The sequence below is a fragment of the Campylobacter concisus genome (assembly GCA_002092835.1).
In the GTDB taxonomy this organism is placed as follows: Bacteria; Campylobacterota; Campylobacteria; order Campylobacterales; family Campylobacteraceae; genus Campylobacter_A; species Campylobacter_A concisus_K.
In genome coordinates, this window is record LVWL01000001.1 from 102,575 (window position 1) to 127,202 (window position 24,628).

The window sequence follows — 24,628 nt, forward strand, 5'->3', positions numbered from 1 at the left end:
ACATTCAGATATTACAAGGCTTATGTGAAATTTTGCATGAGCCTTTAAATTTTAAACATTTTTTACGCTAGAATTACCAAAAATTTAAAGGAGAAGATATGCCATTACTTGATAGTTTTTGTGTAGATCACGTAAAAATGCAAGCCCCAGGAGTAAGACTAGCAAAAAGTATGAAAACGCCAAAGGGCGATGATATCAGTGTTTTTGACTTGAGATTTTGCAAGCCAAATGAAGAAATTTTGCCAGAAAAGGGTACTCACACTTTAGAGCACCTATTTGCTGGCTTTATGAGAAACCATCTAAACGGCAATGGAGTAGAGATCATAGACATCTCGCCGATGGGCTGTAGAACTGGCTTTTATATGAGTGTCATTGGCGCACCTAGCGAAGAAGCCGTAAAAAAGGCATGGCTTGCTTCTATGAAAGATATCTTAGAAGTCAAAGATCAAGATAAGATCCCAGAGCTAAATAAATTTCAATGCGGCACTTATAAGATGCACTCACTTGAAGAGGCGCATGCCATAGCAAAGAAAATTCTTGATCACGGCTTAGTCATCATAAACAACGACGAGATCAAGCTTGACGTTGATGCTATGGGACTAAAAAAGCACTGATTTGAAGCCAGCTAAACAAGAAAATCAAGCCTATCTAAAAGAGCAAATTTTAACCTATCTTGGTAACAAACGCTCTCTTTTAGGCTTTATCGAGCGAGGCGTAAAATACGCAAAAGACGAGCTTAAAAAAGAGAAGCTTAGCTGCTGCGATCTCTTTAGCGGAAGCGGCGTGGTGGCTAGGTTTTTAAAACAAAATAGTGAATTTCTAGTCGCAAACGATTTGGAGCTTTATAGCTTCATCACAAACTCATGCTACCTGCAAAACGCCACAAATGAGCTAAGAGATGAGATAAATTTCTGGCAAAAAAAGCTTGAAAAAGAGATAGAAAAGAGCCTTTCTGAGGGCTTTATAACAAGGCTTTATGCCCCGCAAGATGATGAAAATATAGCTTTTGGCGAGCGGGTCTTTTACACGAAAAAAAATGCTAAATTCATCGACACTGCAAGAAGGCTCATAGATGAGATGTTGCCAGAGGAGATGAGAAAATTTTTCATAGCTCCACTACTTTATAATGCAAGCGTGCATGCAAATACAAGCGGAATTTTTAAAGGTTTTCATAAAAATAAAGAGGGTATCGGTCAGTTTGGTGGACGAGGGCAAAATGCCATATCAAGGATAACTTCTGATATAAATTTGACTAAGCCAATTTTCTCAAATTTTAACGTGCCTTTTGAGGTCTATCAAAAGGATGCAAATTTACTGGCAAAAGAGCTTGACTACCTTGATCTAGTCTATCTTGATCCGCCCTATAACCAGCACCCATACGGATCAAACTACTTCATGCTAAATCTCATCGCAAGCTACGAGGAGCCAAGTAAAATTTCAAAAGTTTCAGGCATAACAAAGGACTGGAACAGATCAGTCTTTAATAAAAAATCATCTGCAAGCGAGGCATTTTTCGAGTTGATAGAAAATTTAAAGGCAAAATTTGTACTCATTTCGTTTAACTCAGAGGGATTTATCAACCAAGATGAGTTTGATAGAAATTTAAAGCAGATTGGCAAGGTTCATCTGCTTCGTCAAAAATACAATGCCTACCGCGGCAGCAGAAATTTAAAAGCTAGAAACATCCACGTAGACGAGCTTCTTTACGTTTTAAAAAAGTAAATTTAGCGTGCTCGTTTCATCACTTCTAAATCACAAACCACGCTAACGTAAATGTTAGTTTTGCTCATCATCTGGCAAACACTTCTCAAAGATAAATTTATGTTCTTCAGGTAAGACATCGTAGATAGCATTTGCTAAATTTCTTATCTCCCAAAGGGCTGATTTTGAGCTTCTTAAAGAGATGAAATTTTGTAAGCTTCTAGCATTTATGCTCCATGTAAGCTCAGTTTTATAGCACTCTGGCAAGCAGTATTTGACGATGTCAAGGCTTTTTGTAGTTGAGGCTAAAATTTCACGTAAATTTTCAAGCGCTTTTATGCTTGCGTTATCGACTAGCTCGTCATTTGTTAGTACAATAAATTTAGCTGCACGCTCAAACTGCCCTACTTCAAATTTTTCCTCTTTTTTTAGCTCTTTTAGCGTGTAGCGGGTTGATTTGACGCTTAGGCTTGCTAGGCGGTGACGAGCTAGCTCTTGAAGTAATGCTCGTGAGATACCTTGGATGTAGAAGTTGTAGTATAGGTGCTCTAGTGTTGAAGCGTGTTTAAATTTATTACCTACTCTATCTATTAGCTCAACATCTTTTTCGCCGCCGTTGTCACCTTTTTCAAAGCTTTGCCAGCATGTTCGGATCGCGTGAGAGCAGATATTTAGTGGAGTGTGATTTAGTAGTGTTACTTGCATTTTTTCTCTTTTGTAAAATTTTTTAACATTTTACAAAAATAAGGCTGATTTTATTTGTAAATTTAAAGCACAAATTTCAAAGGGAGGCAAACGCTCCCTTTTGTAAAAGTCTTAGTTATTATTGTTTTAATTGAAGAAGTGTATTTAGCATCTCATCGCTTGTTGTGATCGTTTTTGAGTTTGCTTGGAAACCTCTTTGGATTACGATAAGATCTGTTAGCGCACGGCTTAGATCGACGTTACTAGCTTCAAGTTTTGAAGCTGCGATCGTGCCTTTATCACCAGTACCAGCTGCGCCGATGACTGCTTCGCCTGAATTTGCAGTTTGTGAAAAGACATTTCCACCCTCGCTTTGAAGACCTTCGTTGTTTGTAAAGGTAGCAAGTGCTACTTTAGCTAGGCCAAAGCTTTGTCCATTTGAAAATGAGCCTATTATCGTTCCAGTCTCATCTATTTTTATGCCATTTAGAGTGCCACCTGTGTAGCCATCTTGTGAGATTGACTCAGTTGATGAGTCTTTATCAAAGCTTGTTAAGCCGTTAAAGTCAGTTCCCAGACCAAAATTTAAACTAATGTTTTGACCACTTTGTGAGCCGTTGTTAGCTGAAAATGTTATCGTTGCTGGATGGAAACTTGCAAGTGAGCCATTTGCGTTAAATCTAGCTGTTCCAGTTATAACATTATCCGGACCTTCGCCTGTGTAGTTTATCTTAGCTGGCTCTGGTACTTGGATAATCATGCTCCACTCTGTACCACCATCTGTTGTAGTGCCCGTTTTTGCCCATTTTATACTAACTGTGTGTTTTGAACCAAGTGAGTCAAAAATTTCTGCCGTTGAGCCGTGGCTTGACATCATCATCTTTCCACTTGCTCTTAGAGCTTGGCCCGGGCTTAGTGCGCCATCAAGTGCTTTCATAATAGTTGTAAGTCTAACATTTTCATTTATAGCCGAATTATTTGTACCTTGAGCTGGCTTTGTAAGACCAGTTGTTGTCATATAAAGTGCATGATCTGCTACTTCATTTGATGGATTTTCTAGTTGAAATTGACCTAGTTTATTTACAGTAATCTTTGTGCCATCATTTAAATCATCAGCAAGTTTTTTAAGTGCTTCGATACCAGCTGCGTGTTTTGCATCTGGAGTACCAGTTGCAGCGTTATAAGCATTATTATAAGCTGTTTGGCATGTTGTATCAGCTATAGCTGCTCCACCAGTACCCGGAGTTATATTATGAGCTTCTGTTGCTTGTTTTATAGCATTAGGTACAGCTGAGTTTACTCTTATTTGACCGTCTCCATTGTAGTCAACGTAACTCCTTGCATCTTTTTGCATAGCAGCACGAAGATCTTCTGTTGTAGTTACTTGCCTTTCTTTCGCATCATTGTATTCGTGAACTGCTGTTGTTTGTGAGCTCGTATAGACATATTGATAAGCTGTGATAATATCTCGATTTTTTAAACCACCATTTGCCACTCCCATTGCTGTCGTTGCTGCTACTAATTCATCACCAGTATTGACAGTTAAGTGAATATTTTTTGTCTCTTTTGTAGTACCTGAGTTATTTCTATTTATAAGTGTTAGTTTATTACCTTCTGAAATTTCAGCTCTAACGCCAGTTTTATTATACTGAGCGTTGATAGCAGCTGCAACATCGCTTATGTTTGTTACATCTCCGGTTATATTTACACCATTTAATGTTATATTTAATTTTTTTGTAGTTCCATTATTAGTAAGTGAACCAACATTATTTGGTGATTTACTTCCTATTTCAAATTTTTCAGTTTTAGCATTTGCATAGCTCACCCAGATACCTTGTCCATCTCTTAAAGCAAGACCATTTCCAAGCTCATCAAATGTAACACCAAGATCGACGCCACGCTCTGTTAAGCTTTGTTCTTTTCTTGAGTTTGTATAAAACTGATCATTATTTACATCATTTTCATTGTGGACTTCATTTGGATCTAAAATCCCGTCATTGTTATAGTCACGTCCACCAGCAACTGAGTCTAGTGAATAAATAGGCGTACTTCTTTGTCCTATGGTATTGCCTGAGTCAAGGTTGCCTTTTATCTTTACTTCTGTTGTCGCTCTTGCTGGAGTAGTAAGACCCTCTTTTATCACAATATTTTTTATCGGTCCAGTTGAGTCAATAGTGCCAGTCTCTTCATCTCTTGTCCAGCCTTGAACGACATAGCCGCTATTGTTTACAAAATTTCCAGCTTTATCACGGACAAAGTCACCATTTCTTGTATAGTATCTTGTAGTTCCGCCATCTGGAGATACGACAAAGAAACCATTTCCTTGAAGTGCAAGGTCTGTTTGCTTATCAGTAGATGTTAATGTGCCTTGCGAGAAAATTCTTGTAGTTGAGTTTATAGTCGTTCCTAGACCTATTTGCATAGCATTTTGACCGCCTAGCTGACCTTGTGGAGCGGTAGCTACTCTTGGAGTTTGGCTTAGTATATCAGCAAAATTTGCACGGTTGTATTTATAACCATAAGTATTGACGTTTGCGATATTGTTGCCTTCTACGTCCATGGCTATCTGGTGGGCTTGTAGGCCTGAAACACCAGACCAAAGTGATCTCATCATTGACTTATCCTTTTTGCATTTTAAATTTTTATATTTTTCAAAAGCAAAAGATGTTCCAAAATTTATATTGATAAAAAGTAGAAGAAATAAAAAGAATTTTGGCGTAATTAACGCCAAATTTTATCCAAGTATCATAGCTCCAACTATGCCACCGATGATAAGTGGGATATTGAAAAATACAAATGTAGGTACACAAGTATCATATATGTGGTTGTGCTCACCATCAGCATTTAGACCGCTTGTTGGCCCAAGTGTGCTATCGCTTGCAGGACTTCCAGCATCTCCTAGAGCCGCAGCTATACCAACTAACAAGATGATGCTGGTACGCCAAAACCAAGACTAACGCATAGTGGCACATAGATAGAGGCTAAGATAGGTATCGTGCCAAAGCTAGTGCCTATGCCCATCGTAACGAGAAGTCCGATAAGCAGCATCAAAAATGCTCCGCCTATCTTGCCACCAGATACCAAGCTAGCGTATTTTACAAGCTCGTCTATTCCGCCACTCTCTCTTAGGATAGTGCCATAACCTGCAGCAACTAGCATGATAAAAGCGATAAATCCCATCATAGCAAGGCCATTGTCCATGATCTTATCTACTTTTTTGTATTCTATTCCGCCAAAAACGACCATAACCAAAAGTCCAAGTAGTGCGCCAAGAGGTAGCAGCTCAGTATAAATTTGCACACCAAAAGCCACAACTGCACCAGCTAAAACCGCCCACTCTTTTTTAGTCATCTCAAGGCTTTTTGCGCGCTCGATCTCATCAAGCTCTTCTTTTTCAAATTTTGAAGTTTTATAAGCTCTTTTTTTGCCATAAAAAAGTATAGCAAGGATAAGTCCGATAAGCATAGAAGCACCACCTATCCACATAACAGAAGAGATATCAGAAATAGATGTTGTTATGCCGTTATTTGCTAGCTCTTTTTTTAAGATATTGTGAAAAAGCAGACCAAAGCCAACGCTAAGGCTTACATAAGGTGCTTGAAGACCAAATGTCAAAGCACAAGCCACTGCACGTCTATCTATTCCCATTTTGTTCATAATAGCAAGAAGCGGCGGGATTAAAATAGGTATAAAAGCTATGTGAACTGGGATTAAATTTTGAGATAAGCACGCTATAAATGCGATAGTTAGTATAAAAATCACTTTATTTGAGCTAAGGAATTTACTCAAAGCATTTATCAAGATAGCAGTTAAATTTGTATTTGCGATAGCGGCTGCTAAAGCACCAAGTAAAATATAACTAAGCGATGTTTCAAGATTGCCTTGCATACCGCTTATGAGGCTTTGTGTAGTCTCTTTTAGGGCTGTAAAGAGACTATCGATCCCACCTGCAATGCCACTTTCAAATCCACTAAATCCATGCTTATACATTACTCCCGCAACAAGAGCAGAGATAAGGATAGAAAGCAAAATGTTAAAACGCAATAGACAAAGTATCGTCATTACCAAAATGCTAAAAACAACAGGATTAAATATAAGCATGAGCGTCCTTTTTGTGAGTGTTGAGAGATTATACAAATGTGTGGCTTATTAAATTTTAAAAAGAGTGGCTTAAGTGGGCTTGTGTTAAGATTTTGAGTAAATTTTAAAAGGAAAAAACGATGGATTTAGAGAAAATTTATAAAGAGGCTGGGGCGTATTTAGAGGGACATTTTTTGCTAAGCAGTGGCAATCACTCGCAGTTTTATCTCCAAAGTGCAAAGGTGCTTGAAGACCCAGCTTTGGCTGGAAAGCTAGCTGATGAGCTTGCCCGTGTGATAGAGAAATTTGGCATTAGATTTGATAGCGTTTGCTCGCCTGCACTTGGAGGAATTTTAGCTGGCTATGAGCTAGCTCGCGCAGCAAAGAAGCGTTTTATATTTACAGAGCGAGTTGAAAAGGTAATGAGTCTTAGACGTGGTTTTGAGGTGAAAAAAGGTGAGAAATTTATCATTTGTGAGGATATCATCACGACTGGCGGCTCGGCACTTGAAGCAGCACACGTGATAGAGAGCCTTGGTGGCGAGGTAGTTGGCTTTGCAGCACTTGCGAATCGTGGCTTTTGTAAGGTCGCAAATTTAGGCAACGACTCAAAACCAAATGCAAAACTGCCAAGCGATAAGCCATTTTTTGCTTTAGGAAATTTTGAGTTTGAAATTTATGAGCCTGAGCATTGCCCACTTTGTAAAAATGGAAGCAAAGCGATCAAACCTGGAAGCAGAGGCAACTAAAATTTATACTATAAATATAGCTATCTTTCTTTTTTAAAATTGATCGATAGCTAAAATTTTTAGAAAAATCCAAAAATAGTACTCATAGAAAAATTTTAATCAAGACTTCAAATCACTTCAACAAAAATTTATAGTTTAATTTTTAAAAATAATCTGTTTTTATATTGGTATGAATTATTTTTTAGATAATCTTATTTTTTAAGCTACCAAGTGATAATATCTACTCAAAAAGCGAGATGAAGCTATGCAAGAATATGATATTTTAGACGTTTTATCAAACAAAAAGGTCCTTTGCCTTGAAGATGAAGAGGCGATTTTAAAAAATATTTGTGCTTCTTTGGAACTATTTTTTGCCGAGGTAAATGGCGTAACAGATGGCTATGATGCACTTGAGCTAGCGATGAGCGATGCTTATGATGTTTTAGTGCTTGATATAAGCGTGCCAAATATCGATGGGCTAGAGATCGCTAAAAAAGTAAGAACTATAAATCAAAAAATTCCTATCGTGATCTTATCAAGCCACGTCGAACAAGAGTATTTGTGGAGAGCAGTTGAGTTAAAGATCACAAGGTATCTTGCAAAGCCATATGATAAAAAGTCATTTATAAAAGCCCTAGAAGACGTTGCTTTAGAGCTTGTTGGACGCAAGCCGACTCTTAGGCTAAATGATGAATTAGAATACGATTTTGGTAAAAAAGTACTTTATATAAATGGTGAAATTTCTCATCTAAGTAAGAGTGAGAGTAGACTTTTAGAGTACTTTTTAAACAACAAAAATCAAACTATAACTTATGAACAAATTTTTGATTATATTTGGGAGTATGAGCAGCCAAGCAAAGAAGCGATAAAGACGATCGTAAAAGAGCTTAGAAGGAAGCTTGGCAAAGATGTGATTAAAAATTTATACGGTGTAGGTTACCTTTGTGAAATATAAATTTCAGCTAATCGTTGGTGTTTTTATCTTTGTTTATCTCTTAATATCCGCACTTGTTTTAAATTTTTATAATAATCTTGCAATGAAAGATGCCAAAAAAGAGGCGTATTATGTGCTTGAGAGTATAAATTCTGTAAGAGAGTACATCGCAGGCGTTCAGCGTCCGCTAATAGAGCAGCTAAAGCATGATGGCATTATAAAAGAGGATTTTTTTGACGAGAGATTGCTTTCATCTTCATATATAAGCCGTGAAATTTATAATATCCAAAAGAAAAAATACAATCTTGACTTTGACTACAAACTAGTCGCTATGGCACCTTTAAACAAAGCTCATGAGCCAAATGAATTTGAAGCGCAGGTATTAAGAGGCTTTAAAGAGAATAAATTTAGTGAGTTTTCAAAGATTATAAAAGATGAAAATGGCTCACAATTTTTTGTAGGACTTCCTATAAGAAGTCAAAATACATCTTGCCTAGCCTGTCACAATAGTGAAAGTGCTCCAAAACAGATGTTGGATCGCTATGAAATTTCAAATGGAAAAATTTCTGAAGCAAGTGAGATGATGGCAATGCTATCTTTTAAAATCCCACTACGTGCCATTTTTTCTTACCATTTAAAAGAGGTTGTCATCATAATGAGCGCGATAGCCTTTGTATTTGGGATATTTTTGCTACTTGTTTATAAGATGCATAGGCGTGGCGAAGAGAGTAAAAGACAGACTGAGCAGCTAATGATACATCAAAGCCGCCTAGCCTCAATGGGCGAGATGATAGGCAATATCTCACATCAGTGGAAGCAACCTTTAGCTCAAATCAGCTCAGCTTTAATAAATTTAGAACTCTATCAGGAGCGAAAAAAGCTTGATGAAGCAAAAATTTATGAGTTTATAGAAGAGACTAGCAAACAGATAAATTTTATGTCTGAAACGGTTGATGATTTTAAAAACTTTTTTAAACCAAATACTTTAAAAAGGGAGTTTAGCGTAGAGGAAGTTATAAATCAGACTATAAAAATTCTAAACGCCTCACTTAAGAAATATCAAATTGAACTAGAGATAGATATAAGAGAAAATTTTACGATTTTTGCAAATTTTAATGAAATAATCCAAATTTTAATAAATATTATAAATAACGCAAAAGATGCATTTAAACAAAGCTATGTAAAGCCAAGAGTAATAAAAATTTATACTTTTATAAAAGATAATCGTAAAAATTTATGCGTGCAAAATAATGCAGGAGCGATAAAAGCTTCGTTTTTAAAGGTTATCTTTGAGCCACACTTTAGTACAAAAGAGTCTGGTAGCGGGCTTGGCCTATATATGAGCCGGCTAATCGCTAGTAAAAATAACGCCCTAATCTTTGCTAGAAACGTAGATGAAAATAGTATTACATTTACAATTAGTTTCGAAAATTTATAATTTATTAAAATTCCCCCTTTTCTACCCTTTTTTGGTGTTAGTATTATCAGTATGAAATCATTTTGATTTTAGGATAAAAATTTAAAGGAGGGCACATGAGAAATCTACAAAAAGCCTTAGCTGGTTTGCTCATGGGTGTTAGCATCTTCGCTTCACAAGCCTGTTGCGAAGAGCATAATATGCAGATGTCCGATAAAGCACGTGATGTTATCGCAAATCCTAAAGGCACACTGCAAAGTAGAGGTGTTATCTCCTTGCAAGACTACGTTGTAGAAGAGCAAGAGATGTATAACTGGTTATTTAAAAACCACCCTATTTTTACAAAATATGGTGGTAAAACCGTCGGTAAAATGGTCGTTCACGACCGTGGCTTAGAGTGGCTTGCCGAGGGACATGGCTTTGATATGTCAAAGCTTAGTAAAAGAGATGGCGGTAAGGGCTATAGCTCTATGATGTATAGAATTCCAGCCACTTCATCACTTCAGTTTCCTAACAAATTTGTAGGTCCAGAAAAGTGCGGTGAGTGTCACCCAGCCCAGTATGAAGTGTGGAGCAGATCTCGCCACGCAACTACTATGCGTTTCCCTGGCGAGCACCCAGAGGTTAATAACAACCTAACTGAGCCAGTATTTGACAAAGATACCGCTTCTATCCTTCCAAAAGGTATCACTCCAGATGTTATCTACGCAACCGTTGGTCACTTAAGAACAAAAATGGGCTATGTTGATGCGTGGCTACTTCGTGGTACTTACTACGTTGAGGGCGGTTTGCTAAGAGATGGTACAGGTCAGATCGTAGCTGGTGGTAACCAATGGCAAAGAACATGGGCGTTAAATTTAGACGACGCTACTGTTAAAAAGATAAAAGAGCTTGTCCCAGAATTTCCTGGCACTCTTGAAGAGTATGGCGACAATGGCGGATATGTCAGAGGTCTAGCTTCATACGCTGCAAAACACAAAAAATCAATGTTTTTCCAAGCAAACTCATCATATTGTGAAGTTTGTCACCCAGTTAAATTTGATTTCAAATCAAAAGCAGAATTTTACGCAGCACTTGGTAATGCCAAAGAGCTTCAAAAACACACTATCTCAAAAGGCGTAAGCTGTGAGGAGTGCCACGGAGCTGGCGGTCACCTTGATGGGGCTACAAATTTTAGAACATCAAACTGCGAACGCTGCCACCAAAGGTTTAACTTTAGCCCAGATCTAGCTCGTGCTAATCCGCTTAATAACGGTAAGCTTGATCTCTCACTTAGCTCTAAATTTAAATCAATGGGACCAGGATGTGGTTCTGAAGGTTCACAATCATACTTTACAGCTCACTATGATAAAGGTATGAGATGTGTTACTTGCCACGATCCACACGATAACACAGGTCCAGTTGTAGGCGATAAGAGCGTAACTGGTATGAACTATAACTCAGAGCAAGGCTATCTAAGCTCATTCTATACTAAACCAAAAATTAGAAAAGAGTGTAAAGATTGCCACGAGACTCAAGCATATATCGCATCTAAAGCAGATACTCACAAAGATAATACTTGTGCATCTTGCCACATGCCATTTATGATGAGTTGTGAGAATTTCTACGCTGTTCAGTTCCAAGACAACGCTGGCTTTGATACTCAAAGAAGATCTCACATCTGGAAGATCATGGTTGATCCAAAAGAGAAATCTCTAGTACCAGGCGATGCTGCTAAAGGTCCAAGAGATGCTAAAGATTGGCACTTTGAGAGAGATAAAAATGGCCATAACTACGTTGACTTGATGTGGGCTTGCGCTAGAACATCTTGGGCTGATAAAGATATGAAAGATACCAAAGGCTGCCATAGCCCAGTATTATCTGAGCTAAAACCAACACTTCACTTCAAAAACCAAAAACAAGTTTATGATGAAGTTATGGGATGGCAAACTCCAGTTAAGAATGAATTCTCTGAAGTTAAGATTGGTATTGAAGGACTTTACTCACTACTTGAGACTAAAAAACTTGATGCAAGTGATAAAGTAAGAGTTTATGAGCTTATCCAAAATGCTCAAGAGATCATCGATATGGTTGAAAAAGATGGTTCGTGGGGTATGCACGGATTTAAATTTACTAAACAAAAACTCGATGCATCAAAAGAGTATATAAAAGAAGCTCAAAGAATTTTGAATAAAAATTTATAGCATTTAGGGGCTAGTTTTAGCCCCTTTAATCTTAAGGGTCCGATATGAAAAATAAGGTTTTAAAATTTACACTACTTCTTAGCTTAAGTACTTCTGGTTTGCTTGCAAATGTAGATTCAAATGAGTCTTATGCTATGGGAGCAACAAGTGGTGGATATGTTTTAAAAGGGTTACTTGAACAAAAACAAATAGGCATTAGCTACGATGCTGAGGCTGTTATCAAAGGTTTTAGTGATGCACTAAAAGGAGAGCTAAAACTAAGCGATGATGAGATAGCAAAGCTACTAAACAAAAGAGCTGAAAATTTAGACAAGATAGTAAAAGAAAAAGAAGCCGCCATACTTAAAGAGAATTTAAAGCAAGGCAAGGCTTTTATGGATAAAAATGCAAAAAATAAAAATGTAAAAACGACAAAATCAAAATTGCAATATGAAATTTTAAAATCAAGCAAAAAGGGAGCGACTCCAAAACAAGAGAGTATCATCATAGCAAACTACAAAGCTAGCTTTATCGATGGTAAGGTCTTTGATGAGACAAAAGAGGCTCCAGCTCATCTTTCTATGCTAAATTTGATCCCAGGTCTTGAAGAGGGCTTAATGCTCATGAAAGAGGGCGATAAGTTTAAATTTGTTATCCCGCCAGAACTTGCGTACGGCGATAGCGGCATGGAGGGCATACCTGGAGGCGAGACTATCGTTTTTGAGATAGAGCTTGTTAAGGTCTTAAAGCCAGGTGAGTTAGCCGAGGCTGCAAAGAAAATTCACGAAAAAGAACTAAATGAGGGCATCAAAAAGCCTCATTAAGATATAAAAATGGAGTTAAAAATGCAAAATCAAAAAAATAGAAGAGCCTTTTTAAAAAGCATGGTAGTTGTGGCTGCTGGTGCTGGTGCGGCAAGTAGTGGTTTTGCTTTTAAGAGTGAAGAAAGTGTAAAAAAACCACACTTTGGTATGATATTTGACCAAAATAAATGTGTTGGCTGTACAGACTGCGAGATAGCTTGCAGAAAGGTAAATTTAGTCCCAAAAGGACAGATGAGACTTTTTATAGAAGATAAGACTAATCCTAAAAATTTACTCGATAAAAGATTTGTAAGAGTATCTTGTCAGCAGTGCGTCGATGCGCCTTGTGTAGCTGTTTGTCCGACCAAGGCTTGTCATAAAGACGAAAAAACTGGCATACAAACTACAAATATAGATGATTGTATCGCCTGTAAATACTGCATCGTAGCCTGTCCATATGATGTGAGATATATCGATAAGGTTACGCACTCAGCTCAAAGCTGTAACTTTTGTGTAGATACAAATTTAAAGGACGAAAAAGAGCCAGCTTGCGTAGAAGCTTGTAGATATGAGGCGATCGTCTTTGGTGATCTTAACGATGAAAATTCGCACATCAGTAAGCTACTAGCCGTAAAAGATAGCATAAGGCTAAGAGCAGAGCTTGGCACAAAACCAAGCCTTAGATATATTCCTAAAGTAAAAATGGGGGTGTAAGATGGATGGTGCATTAAATTTTACTGCAACATTTTCGCATGGAGTAGAGTGGGGCTGGCCGATCGCTGTTTATCTTTTGCTAGCTGGTATGAGTGGTGGAGCGCTAATCGCTGCCATACTTTTAAAACACTATAAAAAGCAAGAGAGCTTTAGCTCATTTTTCAAGGCTGCTTCGCTTTTAGCATTTGTTAGCATCATGCTCGGTATGGTTTGCTTGATAGCTGATCTTGAAAAGCCGCTTTTATTTTGGAAAATTTTGATTAATTATAATTTCACATCAGTTATGTCTATCGGTGTTGCTGGACTTTGTGTATTTATACCGCTTAGCTTTTTGATGTGCCTTTATGCATTTAATGATGAGATTTCAAATTTCTTAGCCAAAAGTTTAAAATCCTTTAGCGCTCTTTTTGCATTAATAATGAAAATTTTAATACCGCTTTATCCATTTTTAAGTCGTATTTGTCTTATTTTTGCTGTAATAATTTGTGCTTATACTGGATTTTTGATCTCAGTTTTGATTAGATTTCCACTCTTAAACACAGCTGTGCTTCCAGCTTTATTTATAGCTTCAGGACTAAGTGCTGGTATAAGTGGCAGTAGCTTGGTCGCAGCCGCTTTATTTAAAGAAGATCCTCATTCAAGCGACCTTCATTCGCTTCATAGCGTAGAATTTAGCGTTTTGGGAGCTGAAATTTTACTCATTTTAATGCTTTTTGTATCGCTTTTGCTTGGTTCAAGTTATCAGCAAAATGCAGCTGTTGCTTTTTATAGTGGCGTTTGGGCAAATTTCTTTTGGCTTGGCGTTGTGCTAGTTGGCTTCATTGTGCCTTTTGTTTTAAATTTTGCATTTGGCAAAAAAGTAGCTAGTCTAAAATTTAGCTTTTATATCAGTTCATTAGCAGCTGTTATCGGTGTTTTACTGCTTAGGGTGTTTATACTTTATGCGGGACAAACTTATAGCATTTAAAGTAGAGGCGAGCGATGAGAATTTTAAATATCTACCGCTTGTCTTTGATATTATTATTTATTCTTGCTTTTGGTGCAGGGCTTGCGACTTTTTTAGAAAATTTTTATGACACACAAACGGCCAGAGTGCTTGTTTATGAAGCGCTTTGGTACGAGTGTGTTATGTTTGCTTGTGCCATTTGTTTAGCCATTAGTATCGTAAAAACCAAGATGTATAAAAAATTTGGCGCATTTTTGATACATCTTGCTTTTATCGTTATCTTCATCGGAGCTGCGCTTACAAGGTATTTTGGCGAAGAGGGCGTTATGCATCTTAGAACCTTGCAAAGCTCAAATGTAATGCAAAGCGTTAAGCCTTATCTTAGAGTCGAAATGCTTGGAGAAAATTTTAGTTATCCATTAAAATTAAGCTTATTTGGTAAAAACGACTTTGAGTTTAAAAATTTTATAGATGGCAAGGAATTTATAATTAACCTGCTTGGATATAAAAAAGATGAGAAAAACGCTCCTGCTACGCTTAGTTTAGAGATAAGCTTTAACGGCGAAAAAAAGAGTGTTAAGCTAAAAGGCGGAGCTGGATATGAGCTGGAGCCAAGTGTGCTAAGTTTTGGTGGGCAAGAGGTGAAATTTTACTTTAGCTCAAAGGCTTTAAATTTACCATTTTCATTAAAGCTTGACGAGTTTATTTTAGAGCGATATGCGGGGCTAAATACTCCATCATCTTATACAAGTAAAGTAAGTATCGCTGGCGGCAAGTACGACATCTCGCTAAATAATCCACTAACGATTGATGGCTATAAAATTTTTCAGTCTTCATACGATCCTGACGAGCTTGGAAGCGCTTTTGAGATCAGCCGTGATCCTGGCAAAATCCCAACTTACATAGGATATTTTTTACTTTGCCTTGGCTTTGTGGCAAATTTATTTAGTAAAAAGAGCCGATTTTTTAGACTGCTAAATTTTATAAAAGGTTCGCAAATTGCATTTTTGGCGATTTTGCTTTTAAATGCTACTCCAAATTTTGCTAATGAAAATAATAAAAATTTAGACGCTCATGCAAGCAAATTTGCCAAAATTTTAACTCAAGCTGATAGCAGAATCGCTCCAGCTGGCTCTTACTCAAGAGCTGTGATAAGTAAAATTTCAACCAAAACCACGCTATTTGGGCTTAGCAGCGAGGAGCTAATGCTCTCTTTTGCCATCTCGCCAAAAGAGTGGATGGACAAAAGGATAGTAAAGATCACAAGTGAGCGTGTGGGCGAGCTTTTGGGAGTTAATGAGAAATTTGCTAGTTTTAACGATGTCTTTAATGAAAATGGCGAGTATAAGCTTGCTAAATTTGTAGAAGCTGCAAATGAGAAACCCGTCTCGAAAAGAGATAAATTTGACAACGACGTTATCAAATTTGACGAGAGATTAAATGTCTTGTATCTTGCACTAAAGGGAGAAATTTTAAAATTTATACCAGCTAAAAATGGCGATAAATTAACGTGGCTAGGCGTAAATGAAGCCTTTGGCTCAAGCGAAATTTCGAATGAGCTTAAAAGCGTTTTAGGCGCTTATATAGAAAATTTAAGCCTTTGCGTAAAAAGTGGCGAGTGCAAAGAGGCTGATAGGAGCTTGGAGAAAATTTCAAGCTATCAAAGAAGCACTCTAGGCTCTCTTGCGCTAAGCGAGGGAAAGGTTGAGCTTGAGGTGCTTTATAACCAAATGGAAATTTTTAAATTTCTTATATATTTTTACATGATTCTTGGGCTAGTTTCGCTCGCTCTTGGTTTTTATAGGCTATTTTCTGGAAAGAAATTTAGATTTGAAAGCGCATTAAGCCTTGCATTTTATTTTGGCTTTGCGGTGCATTTGTTAAATTTAGCTCTTCGTGCTTATATCTCAGGGCATGCACCTTGGAGTGATGCCTATGAGAGCTTAGTGTATATCTCGCTTGCAAGTGTACTAGCTGGAGTTTTATTTTTTAAACATCAAAGCTTTGCTCTTGGAGCTGCTTCACTTTTTGCAAGTGTGAGCTTGCTTGTAGCTCATCTAAATTTTATAAATCCACAAATAACAAATCTAGTTCCAGTTTTAAAGTCATTTTGGCTTAGTGTGCATGTAAGTGTCATCACGGCAAGCTACGGCTTTTTAGGCTTTAGCTTTGTGCTTGGGCTTCTTGGGCTTCTTTTAATGGCTATAAAAAATCAAAAAAACGAGCAAAAGCTTAGCGAGCAGATAAGATACCTCACCGCAACTAATGAGCTAAGCCTCATCATAGGACTTAGCTTGCTAACTATTGGAAATTTCCTTGGCGGTGTCTGGGCAAACGAGAGCTGGGGTAGATACTGGGGCTGGGACAGCAAAGAGAGCTGGTCGTACATTACGATAATTATTTATGCCATTGTGCTTCATTTAAGATTTATTCCAAGATTAAAAAATATTTTTACCTTTTTAGTAGCTAGCGTACTATCTTTTAGTTCAGTTATTTTTACCTATTTTGGTGTAAATTTCTATCTAAGCGGACTTCACTCATACGCAAATGGCGATGGATTTAGCGTTTCAAATTTGCTTTATTTGCTTTTAATGCTCTTGGCTTTGCTAATCGCCTTTGCTTATAGAGGTAAGGATATAAAAGAGATTTAGGAGATATGATGAAAAAGAGTTTGGTTTTATTGTTTGCTTGTTTGGGACTATTAAATGCTGGCTATATCAAAGAGGCTTTAAGCGCAAAAGACGATCACAATAAGCTAGCACAAATTTATGAAGATGCTTGCGATAAAGAGAAAAAGGCATCAGGCTGCTACAATCTAGCTGTGCTTTACAGCAGGGGCGACGGCAACGTCAAAAAGGACGAAGCAAAGGCGGCTATACTTTATGAAAAAGCTTGTGATCAAAATTTCTCTATGGCTTGTAGCAACCTTGCTACGCCTATGAAAAAGGCAAAGGTGTGGAGAAAGACCTAGCAAAAGCAGTTAAATTTTATGAAAAGGCTTGCAAGGCAGGTGATGGCATAGGATGTAGCAACCTTGGCTATCTATACGCGCAGGGTGAAGGTGTAGAAAAAGACTATGCAAAAGCCAAAGCAAACTACGAAATGGCTTGTGCAAACGAAGCTGGCATAGGGTGTGATAATCTTGGATTTTTATATGTTTATGCACAAGGCGTTGATCAAAACCTCACAAAAGCCACAAAACTTTACGAGCAAGCGTGCATATATGGATATGAAAAGGGCTGCAATAATTACGCTATCATGCTAGCTGAAGGCAAAGGTGTAAAAGAAGACGTGGAGAAAGCACGTGAAATTTTTACTAAAAGCTGTAAAAATGGCTTAAAAGAAGCGTGCGAGAATTTAGAAATTTTAGGAAAGCATTGATGCTTGATAAAGTTAGCTCAGTGGCATTTAAAGCTTATAAATATAAATATAAAAATAAAAAATACTAAAGGAGATAATTATGATTTTACGTTCTATCTTGGGTTCAGCACTGCTAGCAACCATACTTTTTGGTGCCTCGGCAAATGAGCAAACTGTCAAAATGAAACCGATGTTTCAAAGCGTGGATCCTAGTAAGGCTACACTAGTAGGAAGTGGCGAGGGCAAGGAGTATTGTGCTGTTTGTGGAATGAATTTGGTTAAATTTTATAAGACTAATCACGTCTACAATGGCAAACAAGTAGCGTCACTACACTGCCTATACGAGCTAACAGAAGGCAAGATCCCAAGCGAGGCACAAGTCGTTGATACTAAAAATCTAAATTTAATCGATGTCAATAAAGCTTTTTATGTCGTTGGTAGTAGTGTCAAGGGCACAATGACTAGAAATAGTAAATATGCCTTCTCAACCGAGGCTGATGCAAAAGAATTTCAAGCAGAAAATGGCGGCGAGATAATGAATTTTGCTAAAGCTTACGAGATCGCTGGACAGGATTTTGAAGGCGATAATAAAATGATAAAAGCTAAGCGTGAGGACGGCGTTTACGTACATGGTAAGGAATTTTACGAGGCAAACTGCGACAAAACTGATCCAAAAAGCTTTAAGGCTATCTCTGAGCTAAAAGCTCATCTTAAAAAAGTATGCGACGCAAAAGAGGCTAACAAAGCTCCAGAGTACGACAAGCACTTGCAAGCCGCTGCTCTTTATCTATGGGACGCTCCAGCAAATTTAGGTACTAGCAACCAAGCCTCAAAACCTAAACAAGAAATAAAAAAACCTGAGAGAATAGTCGTACCAAAAGGTGCAAGATGTGCGGTATGTGGCATGCTTGTCAAAAATTCTCCATGGGCGACGCTCATCAAAGCAGATGGCAAGGATTATTATTTTGATGGCGTAAAAGATATGGCACAATTTTATTTTGCGGATAGCAAAATGAAAGATGCTTATGTGAGCGATTATTACACGCTAGAAAAGCTTGATGCAAAAGATGCGTTTTATGTTCATGGCTCAAACGTTTATGGACCAATGGGCGATGAGTTTATCCCATTTAAAGATGAAGCAAAGGCAGTGAGCTTTTTAAAAGATCATGCTGGCAAAGGTGTCATAAGATTTGACGAGATAAAGAATTTTATCGGTAAATAGTGTGAAATTTCTAGTTTTTTTGGCGTTATTTTTTGGACTTTCTTATACGCTTTTAGCGGCACACTATCTTAGCTTTGATCATAAAGCAAAGCAAGATGAGCTAAGAGAAATTTCTAAGATAACAAGAGCAAATGCTGCTTTTAGTTTTAATCAAAAGGGGCAAAAAGGCTTTGTCTATGATAGGTAAAAATTTTATAAACTACGCCGCGGTTCTGCTTTTTAAAGATAGAAAGGATCACCTTTTTAGCTTTTGCCTCTTTGCACTCATTATATTTGTGCTAAGCTCGGTACTTTTCATTTCTGGATCGATCCAACATGATCTTATAAATTTAGTAAAAGATAGATCCAGTATCGTAGTGAGCGCATTTCGTGCTGGCAAAAATGATCTCATGCACCCTGGCTATATCTACGATATCTCGAAGATCGATGGCGTAAGTGATGTAAGGGGCGTGGTTGATGGAGAGTACTACTTCGTTCAAAAGCGTGTTTGGTTTCATCTATATGAAGATGATAGCTTAAAAGAGGATGAGATGATCGTCGGAGAAGGTGTAAAGGCGGCGATGAATGAGCTTTACTACGACGAGAGCTTTAATTTTTTGACTGAAGAGCGCATGATACCAGTAAAGATATTAAAGACCATGCCGGTACAAAGTGGCTTAATCACAAATAACGCTATATTTTTGCATCCAAATACGCTAAGGGCTATCTTAAATTTAAAAGATGAAGAGTATACAAAGCTCTACGTTGAGGTGCCAAACACCGACGAGATCAGTGAAGTAGCTTTAAAGATAGAGAATTTATATCCAAATTCTTTCGCTCTTAGTATAGAAGATGAGGTGGCTAAGGTTAGGCACCTTTACTATTATAAGGGTGGAATTTTTATGAGCATTTATGTTAGCGTTATGCTTATATTCTTTGTCTTGCTTAAAAACCAAATTTCACTCGCCTATGGTAGTAAAAAGCGCGAAATAGCTATTTTAAGAAGCATTGGTTTTTGTATAAAAGACATTATATTTTTAAAATTTATACAAAATTTCATCGTTAGTGTTAGTGCTTTTTTGCTAGGTGTTATGCTGGCTTATCTCTTTGTTTTTGTATTAAATGCTCCACTTTTAAAAGGGATATTTTTAGGTGATGAGCTTTTAAATTTTACAAATTTCACGCCTATTTTAGAGTTTGATAAGCTCTTTTTGATCTTTGTTTTTGGTGTTATACCATTTTTAGCATTTGTGCTCATACCTTCATGGCGAGTAGCAAGTAGTGACATAAATGAGGGGCTGAAATGATAAATATAAGAGGTGTTAGCCTAGTTTATAACCAAAACAAACAAAATGAGTTTTGTGCTTTAAAAAATATAAATTTAGATATTAATGACGGCGAGTTAGTGATACTAAAAGGCATTAGTGGAAGCGGTAAAAGCACCCTACTTTCACTTATTGCCCTACTTCAAAAACCAACTAGTGGAGAAATTTTGATAGATGGCACTAACATCGCAAAGTTACCTGATGCCTTTTGCTCCGAGTTTAGACACAAAAGGCTTGGACTTGTATTTCAAAATTTTAACCTCATCGAGGGACTAAGTGTATATGAAAATTTACTAGCTCCATTTGCTCTAACAAATTTCAAGGCAAATGTGCGAGATGAGATGATAAAGAGGGCACTTGAGCTTGCAAACATCTCTCACAAAAGAGATGAAAATGTATCAAATTTAAGCGGCGGCGAGCGTCAAAGATGTGCGGTAGCTAGGGCTTTATCTATGGATGCTAACATCATCTTGGCTGATGAGCCAACGGCAAATTTAGACAGACAAAACGCACATGCATTTTTAGGCTTGCTAGAGTCTTTTAAAGCTCTAAAAAAGAGTGTTATTGTCGCTACTCACGATAGCATTTTTGATGAGCTAAGTGCAACAGATAGGGTTGTCAGCTTGCAAAATGGAGAGATAGTATGAGTGTCTTTTTATCAAACGCCGTTATTGCCTTTTTGTTAGCGGAGTTTGTACTGTTAGTTTTGATGAGTATTTCGCTCTTTTACGTCGTTAGGATCGTGAGGTCGTGGGACTACAATGCACTAACATCGCTTCAATACTCACTTGAAAAGCAAAACTATCTTGTAAATACGATCTTGCTTTTTTGCGTCTGCATAAAGATCGTTTTGTTTATATTTTTTGCACTTTGCCTAAATGAGCTCTCTGACATCGTACCTGGTGCTATGTGCTCGGCTGGAGTGATCGGCTCGAATAAATTTGGTGGTATATTGATGCTCACTAAAATTTTGCTGATCTTTGGGCTTGGCATTTGGCTGGTTATAAATAAGCTTGACTTGCAGGCTCTAAATTTCCCTTATCTAAAGAAAAAATACGCCATTTTTATCTGCCTTTTTGTCATGATATTAGTCGAACTTGGTATAGAAATTTCGTTTTTTTACAATATCCCACTAAAAGTGCCGGTCTTTTGCTGTTCTGTTACTTTTCAAGCTCCAAAGTTACCATTTGGCTATACAAATTTTGGCTTAGTGAGTGCATTTTATGTGCTCTTTTTTGTCATTTTGGTGCTAAATTTCTTAAAGCAAAGCATGGCAAGCTTTGTGGCAAATTTGCTATTTTTGGTGCTTAGCTACTACGCCATCACCTATTTTTTTGGCCTTTACGTTTACGAGCAACCAAACCATAAATGTCCATACTGTATGCTAAAAGGTGACTATTTTTATGTTGGCTACCTTATCTGGGGTAGTTTGTTTCTCGGTGTATTTTACGGCCTTATGCCATATCTTGTTGAGATAATCACAAAGACAAACTACTCACACAAGCTTAAATTTTCATCGATCTGGCTAGGTATTTGCGTGCTGATATGCTCGCTTTATGTCCTAAAATATTATTTGTTAAGAGGATTTTTATTTTGATAAAGCAAATTTTTTCTTTGTGTTTGTTGGCTCTAGTTCTAGCTGTGCTTGCCTATAATGCCGACATAAGTGATGATAAAATTTTAGTTTTAAATAATGGCAAATCAGAGCCGATCGAGCAACTTACGCCAAATAAATTTATATGTTATGAGAGTAGGACGCTTATCGCTGATAACAACGATACAGCCCAGGCAATCATGCCAAACGGCGACATCTACTTTTTTAACGACATCACAAATTCTTTCATCTGGTATATGGCGCAAAAGAGCAAAGATAAGATCAAGCTATATGTCTATTCAAGAGATACGAATCGCTACATCCTAGCGCAAAATGCGTGGTATTCAAGGGTTGATATCACGCCTATGGGATATGGCATAGGGGCGTACGAGTTTCACACGTATGGCATAAACGACAACTACTTTAAAGAGGTCTTGCTATACGCAGCACGCGGTGAAACGTTGCTAAATCCATACATAAACATCCTACTTTCAGAAAATAAGATATAAATTTGTAAAGATATTTTTTAGTCTTATTGCCTTAAATAATATTTTTATATAAACATATTATTTGTTAATTTGATATCAATTTTTATACTTTGTCTAGTTTTTTTTATCTTTTAATTGCTGAATTTGCTTTTCTAAACTTGCTATCTTTTTTTCTTTTGGTGTTAAAACATCCATTGCTAAAGCAATGGATAAAATTATAATAAATAGAACACCCAATAATGATATCATAAAAGTTAATTCATAGTATTTATCAAAAAACTTTTGTTTTTTCTGAGCCAATGAACTATCTGATGATATATATAAATCATTTTGTGAATATAAGATATCTGTGTCTATACAAGAAAGACCTGTAAATTTTATTTGAATTTTAGCTTTTTCTTTTTGTCTAAGTTCTGGAATTTGGATAAAGTTTGCTTTTGTTTTATTAAACTCAATATTTTTAATATCGCTATTTATTTCAATATTATTGAATGGGGTTTCATAGATATTTGGGATTTTAACTTGAATATTTTTTTCATTAAAATTTGAATTATTTTCTATGCTTAAATTAATTAGGGTTATACATTGCTTGTATTCATAGCTATTATGTTTTTCAATTGATTGATAATTGGCGGACTTTACTTGATATTCTAAGTTGCCCGCGCTATATTTAGAAATAGCTATCTGTGCAAGAAAAGTTGAAATAATAGTAGCTACAATGGTTACCGCAGTATTTAAAATATTTTTCAAATTTTATCCTTAGTATCTAACGTTATTAACCTTTAAAAAGTCTCTTAGGTCTTCATATTCGCTATTTTCGAAGTAGCGCCATTTGCCAGGCTTTAGCATATCAAGGCTAACACGTCCAAAGCTAACCCTTTTTAGATCCATTACTTCAAGGTCAAAGTAGCCAAAGAAGCGGCGAAGCTCCCTATTTTGCCCCTCGTTGATGATTACCTTTAGTTTTGTATAGCCACCACTTGAGCCAAAGACTTTGTAGGCTAGAAAAGGCTTAAATTCCATTGATTTTATAGTGGTTTTTGCGTGAGCGCCTTTGGTGGCGTCCTTGGCGAAAAAGCCATTTGTCATCGCCTCAATTACCTCTTTTGTCACTTCGCCTTTTACCTTTAGATAGTATTCGCGCTCTAAGTCACTATTCATGAGCGCTGTGGCGATTGCTGGGGCGTCAGTTAGTAAAAGTAGTCCCTCGCTTGCATAGTCTAAGCGCCCTACGCTAACAAATTTAGCAAATTTCTTATCTAATGTGTCGTAGATCGTCTTTCGTCCGCGGTCATCTTTTTTGCTAACAAGCTCACCCTTTTGTTTATGATAAACGATAACAGTAAATTCCTTTTTTAGCTTTATCAAACGACCATTTATACGCACTTTATCATCTTCATCCACACTTGTGGCAAGGTCGCTAACCACACGTCCTGCTATGCTAACCTTACCAGCTTTTATCAGCTCATCTGCCTCACGGCGTGAGTAGTTTGTGTTGTGTGAGATAAATTTATTAAGTCTTGTTTTTTCCATTTTTATAGTCCTAAATTTGCAAGGTCATGGATGTGTAAAACACCAACAGGTACGCCATCTTCCACAACGGCCAGAAGCTGAATTTTATATTTTTCTATCAAAGCTAACGCATCCACGGCTAACATTTCCTTGTCGTTTATCTCTTTTGGATGCAAGGTTGCAAATTTCATCGCTGGCTCGTCTAGATCAAAGTCTTCTCTCATAAGCGCACGTCTAAGATCGCCGTCGCTTAAAATAGCATTTAATACACCATCTTTATCGACGATTAGGACCGTGCCAAGTTTACCGTGTGTCATAGTATCGATTGCTTTTTCTAGGCTCGCATTCCAGCGAACTATCGGTAAATTTTCGCTTCTCATCACATCTTTTACCTTTAAAAATAGCCTCTTGCCAAGGCTGCCACCTGGATGAAAATTTGCAAAGTCCTCTTTTTTAAAGCCTCGCCTTTGCATCAAACAAACAGCCAACGCATCGCCAAGAGCTAACGTTAGTGTGGTTGATGCTGTTGGAGCAGCGTTTAATGGGCAGGCCTCTTTCTCTATGTCTATACTAATAAATACATCGCTAAATTTACCAAGCGAGCTTGTTTTGCTCCTTGCCATGGCGACTATTTTTACGCCAAAGCGCTTTACGTGAGGTAAAATTTTGATAAGCTCATCGCTTTCGCCACTAAAACTAATGGCTAACAAAACGTCGTCTTTTTCTATCATGCCAAGATCGCCGTGCATAGCCTCTGTTGGGTGTAAGAAAAAGCTTGGTGTACCAGTGCTTGCAAGCGTGGCAGCGATCTTTGCGCCTATGTGACCGCTTTTGCCTACGCCTGTTACTATTACCTTGCCTTTTGTATTAAATATCAAATTTACAGCATCTTCTATCTCTAAGTTTTTGGCATGTCTTAAAAGCTCGTTTGCTTCTATCTTCAAAACTTCGGCTGCGATTTGGTTGATTGTTTGCATAA

General features: G+C 37.3%; 21 protein-coding genes and 2 pseudogenes. 17 read left to right on the forward strand and 6 right to left on the reverse strand.

Going from position 1 to position 24,628, the window contains the following annotated elements:
* Positions 1 to 98: 98 nt before the first annotated feature.
* Together A3835_00505 and A3835_00510 are read left to right on the forward strand one after the other, a co-directional pair.
* Entirely contained in the window at positions 99 to 614 is a 516-nt protein-coding gene (locus tag A3835_00505) for an S-ribosylhomocysteinase (protein ID ORI10828.1), read from the forward strand.
* A gap of 1 nt (position 615) precedes the next feature.
* A complete protein-coding gene (locus tag A3835_00510; protein ID ORI10829.1) occupies positions 616 to 1,722 on the forward strand; it encodes a DNA modification methylase in 1,107 nt (368 codons plus the stop codon).
* Between the two features lie 54 nt (positions 1,723 to 1,776).
* Here the strand turns inward: A3835_00510 and A3835_00515 are convergent, their stop codons facing one another.
* From A3835_00515 to A3835_00525, 3 genes and pseudogenes are all read right to left on the reverse strand, one after another.
* Positions 1,777 to 2,406 carry an FAD-dependent thymidylate synthase gene (locus A3835_00515; protein ORI10830.1) on the reverse strand — a complete coding sequence of 210 codons (630 nt, stop codon included), beginning with the start codon at positions 2,404 to 2,406 and terminating at the stop codon, positions 1,777 to 1,779.
* 118 nt (positions 2,407 to 2,524) lie between these two features.
* Positions 2,525 to 4,999, reverse strand: a complete 2,475-nt coding sequence (locus A3835_00520; protein ID ORI10879.1) for a flagellar hook protein FlgE — start codon at positions 4,997 to 4,999, stop codon at positions 2,525 to 2,527.
* 120 nt (positions 5,000 to 5,119) lie between these two features.
* A pseudogene (locus A3835_00525) lies at positions 5,120 to 6,486 on the reverse strand (sodium:proton antiporter).
* 119 nt (positions 6,487 to 6,605) lie between these two features.
* On the opposite strand from A3835_00525, the gene A3835_00530 reads away from it, so the two are divergent.
* From A3835_00530 to A3835_00600, 15 genes and pseudogenes are all read left to right on the forward strand, one after another.
* Positions 6,606 to 7,214 carry an orotate phosphoribosyltransferase gene (locus A3835_00530; GenBank protein ORI10831.1) on the forward strand — a complete coding sequence of 203 codons (609 nt, stop codon included), beginning with the start codon at positions 6,606 to 6,608 and terminating at the stop codon, positions 7,212 to 7,214.
* 244 nt (positions 7,215 to 7,458) lie between these two features.
* Positions 7,459 to 8,148, forward strand: a complete 690-nt coding sequence (locus A3835_00535) for an NAD(P)H-flavin oxidoreductase (protein ID ORI10832.1) — start codon at positions 7,459 to 7,461, stop codon at positions 8,146 to 8,148.
* Complete coding sequence (locus A3835_00540; protein ID ORI10833.1) at positions 8,138 to 9,565, forward strand: histidine kinase; 1,428 nt, start codon at positions 8,138 to 8,140, stop codon at positions 9,563 to 9,565. The genes A3835_00535 and A3835_00540 overlap by 11 nt, the downstream gene beginning before the upstream one ends.
* Positions 9,566 to 9,660: 95 nt before the next feature.
* Entirely contained in the window at positions 9,661 to 11,727 is a 2,067-nt protein-coding gene (locus tag A3835_00545; GenBank protein ID ORI10834.1) for a cytochrome C, read from the forward strand.
* A 44-nt stretch (positions 11,728 to 11,771) separates the two neighbouring features.
* Positions 11,772 to 12,530 (forward strand): peptidylprolyl isomerase, encoded by a 759-nt coding sequence (locus A3835_00550; GenBank protein ID ORI10835.1) that lies wholly within the window; start codon positions 11,772 to 11,774, stop codon positions 12,528 to 12,530.
* A gap of 21 nt (positions 12,531 to 12,551) precedes the next feature.
* Positions 12,552 to 13,223, forward strand: a complete 672-nt coding sequence (locus A3835_00555) for a nitrite reductase (GenBank protein ORI10836.1) — start codon at positions 12,552 to 12,554, stop codon at positions 13,221 to 13,223.
* A gap of 1 nt (position 13,224) precedes the next feature.
* Entirely contained in the window at positions 13,225 to 14,190 is a 966-nt protein-coding gene (locus tag A3835_00560; GenBank protein ORI10837.1) for a nitrite reductase, read from the forward strand.
* A 14-nt stretch (positions 14,191 to 14,204) separates the two neighbouring features.
* Positions 14,205 to 16,820 carry an NAD(FAD)-utilizing dehydrogenase gene (locus tag A3835_00565; protein ORI10838.1) on the forward strand — a complete coding sequence of 872 codons (2,616 nt, stop codon included), beginning with the start codon at positions 14,205 to 14,207 and terminating at the stop codon, positions 16,818 to 16,820.
* 8 nt (positions 16,821 to 16,828) lie between these two features.
* Positions 16,829 to 17,550 (forward strand): annotated as a pseudogene (locus A3835_00570) (HcpA family protein).
* A 79-nt stretch (positions 17,551 to 17,629) separates the two neighbouring features.
* Positions 17,630 to 18,751: a NosL family protein gene (locus A3835_00575; GenBank protein ID ORI10839.1), complete on the forward strand. Its 1,122-nt coding sequence runs from the start codon at positions 17,630 to 17,632 to the stop codon at positions 18,749 to 18,751.
* A gap of 1 nt (position 18,752) precedes the next feature.
* Complete coding sequence (locus tag A3835_00580) at positions 18,753 to 18,938, forward strand: hypothetical protein (protein ORI10840.1); 186 nt, start codon at positions 18,753 to 18,755, stop codon at positions 18,936 to 18,938.
* On the forward strand, positions 18,928 to 20,037 hold the full coding sequence (locus A3835_00585; protein ORI10841.1) for an acyl-ACP--UDP-N- acetylglucosamine O-acyltransferase: 1,110 nt from the start codon (positions 18,928 to 18,930) through the stop codon (positions 20,035 to 20,037). The genes A3835_00580 and A3835_00585 overlap by 11 nt, the downstream gene beginning before the upstream one ends.
* Complete coding sequence (locus A3835_00590) at positions 20,034 to 20,702, forward strand: ABC transporter ATP-binding protein (GenBank protein ORI10842.1); 669 nt, start codon at positions 20,034 to 20,036, stop codon at positions 20,700 to 20,702. The genes A3835_00585 and A3835_00590 overlap by 4 nt, the downstream gene beginning before the upstream one ends.
* Positions 20,699 to 21,652 (forward strand): hypothetical protein, encoded by a 954-nt coding sequence (locus A3835_00595; protein ORI10843.1) that lies wholly within the window; start codon positions 20,699 to 20,701, stop codon positions 21,650 to 21,652. The genes A3835_00590 and A3835_00595 overlap by 4 nt, the downstream gene beginning before the upstream one ends.
* The gene (locus tag A3835_00600) at positions 21,649 to 22,158 is read left to right on the forward strand and encodes a hypothetical protein (protein ID ORI10844.1); all 510 of its coding nucleotides are present in this window, start codon (positions 21,649 to 21,651) and stop codon (positions 22,156 to 22,158) included. The genes A3835_00595 and A3835_00600 overlap by 4 nt, the downstream gene beginning before the upstream one ends.
* A 93-nt stretch (positions 22,159 to 22,251) precedes the next feature.
* Here the strand turns inward: A3835_00600 and A3835_00605 are convergent, their stop codons facing one another.
* Genes A3835_00605 through A3835_00615 form a run of 3 tightly spaced genes read right to left on the reverse strand, consistent with a single transcriptional unit; the run spans position 22,252 to position 24,626 of the window.
* A complete protein-coding gene (locus tag A3835_00605; protein ORI10845.1) occupies positions 22,252 to 22,887 on the reverse strand; it encodes a hypothetical protein in 636 nt (211 codons plus the stop codon).
* A 9-nt stretch (positions 22,888 to 22,896) separates the two neighbouring features.
* The gene (locus A3835_00610; protein ID ORI10846.1) at positions 22,897 to 23,670 is read right to left on the reverse strand and encodes a pseudouridine synthase; all 774 of its coding nucleotides are present in this window, start codon (positions 23,668 to 23,670) and stop codon (positions 22,897 to 22,899) included.
* 2 nt (positions 23,671 to 23,672) lie between these two features.
* Positions 23,673 to 24,626 (reverse strand): hypothetical protein, encoded by a 954-nt coding sequence (locus tag A3835_00615; protein ID ORI10847.1) that lies wholly within the window; start codon positions 24,624 to 24,626, stop codon positions 23,673 to 23,675.
* Between the last annotated feature and the right edge of the window lie 2 nt (positions 24,627 to 24,628).

What these genes read in the sequence shown, in the direction of transcription:
- A3835_00505 (ORI10828.1), top strand. Translation starts at nt 99, where the DNA reads ATGCCATTACTTGATAGTTTTTGTGTAGATCACGTAAAAATGCAAGCC.
- A3835_00515 (ORI10830.1), bottom strand. Translation starts at nt 2,406, where the DNA reads ATGCAAGTAACACTACTAAATCACACTCCACTAAATATCTGCTCTCAC.
- A3835_00520 (ORI10879.1), bottom strand. Translation starts at nt 4,999, where the DNA reads ATGATGAGATCACTTTGGTCTGGTGTTTCAGGCCTACAAGCCCACCAG.
- A3835_00530 (ORI10831.1), top strand. Translation starts at nt 6,606, where the DNA reads ATGGATTTAGAGAAAATTTATAAAGAGGCTGGGGCGTATTTAGAGGGA.
- A3835_00535 (ORI10832.1), top strand. Translation starts at nt 7,459, where the DNA reads ATGCAAGAATATGATATTTTAGACGTTTTATCAAACAAAAAGGTCCTT.
- A3835_00545 (ORI10834.1), top strand. Translation starts at nt 9,661, where the DNA reads ATGAGAAATCTACAAAAAGCCTTAGCTGGTTTGCTCATGGGTGTTAGC.
- A3835_00550 (ORI10835.1), top strand. Translation starts at nt 11,772, where the DNA reads ATGAAAAATAAGGTTTTAAAATTTACACTACTTCTTAGCTTAAGTACT.
- A3835_00555 (ORI10836.1), top strand. Translation starts at nt 12,552, where the DNA reads ATGCAAAATCAAAAAAATAGAAGAGCCTTTTTAAAAAGCATGGTAGTT.
- A3835_00560 (ORI10837.1), top strand. Translation starts at nt 13,225, where the DNA reads ATGGATGGTGCATTAAATTTTACTGCAACATTTTCGCATGGAGTAGAG.
- A3835_00565 (ORI10838.1), top strand. Translation starts at nt 14,205, where the DNA reads ATGAGAATTTTAAATATCTACCGCTTGTCTTTGATATTATTATTTATT.
- A3835_00575 (ORI10839.1), top strand. Translation starts at nt 17,630, where the DNA reads ATGATTTTACGTTCTATCTTGGGTTCAGCACTGCTAGCAACCATACTT.
- A3835_00585 (ORI10841.1), top strand. Translation starts at nt 18,928, where the DNA reads ATGATAGGTAAAAATTTTATAAACTACGCCGCGGTTCTGCTTTTTAAA.
- A3835_00590 (ORI10842.1), top strand. Translation starts at nt 20,034, where the DNA reads ATGATAAATATAAGAGGTGTTAGCCTAGTTTATAACCAAAACAAACAA.
- A3835_00595 (ORI10843.1), top strand. Translation starts at nt 20,699, where the DNA reads ATGAGTGTCTTTTTATCAAACGCCGTTATTGCCTTTTTGTTAGCGGAG.
- A3835_00610 (ORI10846.1), bottom strand. Translation starts at nt 23,670, where the DNA reads ATGGAAAAAACAAGACTTAATAAATTTATCTCACACAACACAAACTAC.
- A3835_00615 (ORI10847.1), bottom strand. Translation starts at nt 24,626, where the DNA reads ATGCAAACAATCAACCAAATCGCAGCCGAAGTTTTGAAGATAGAAGCA.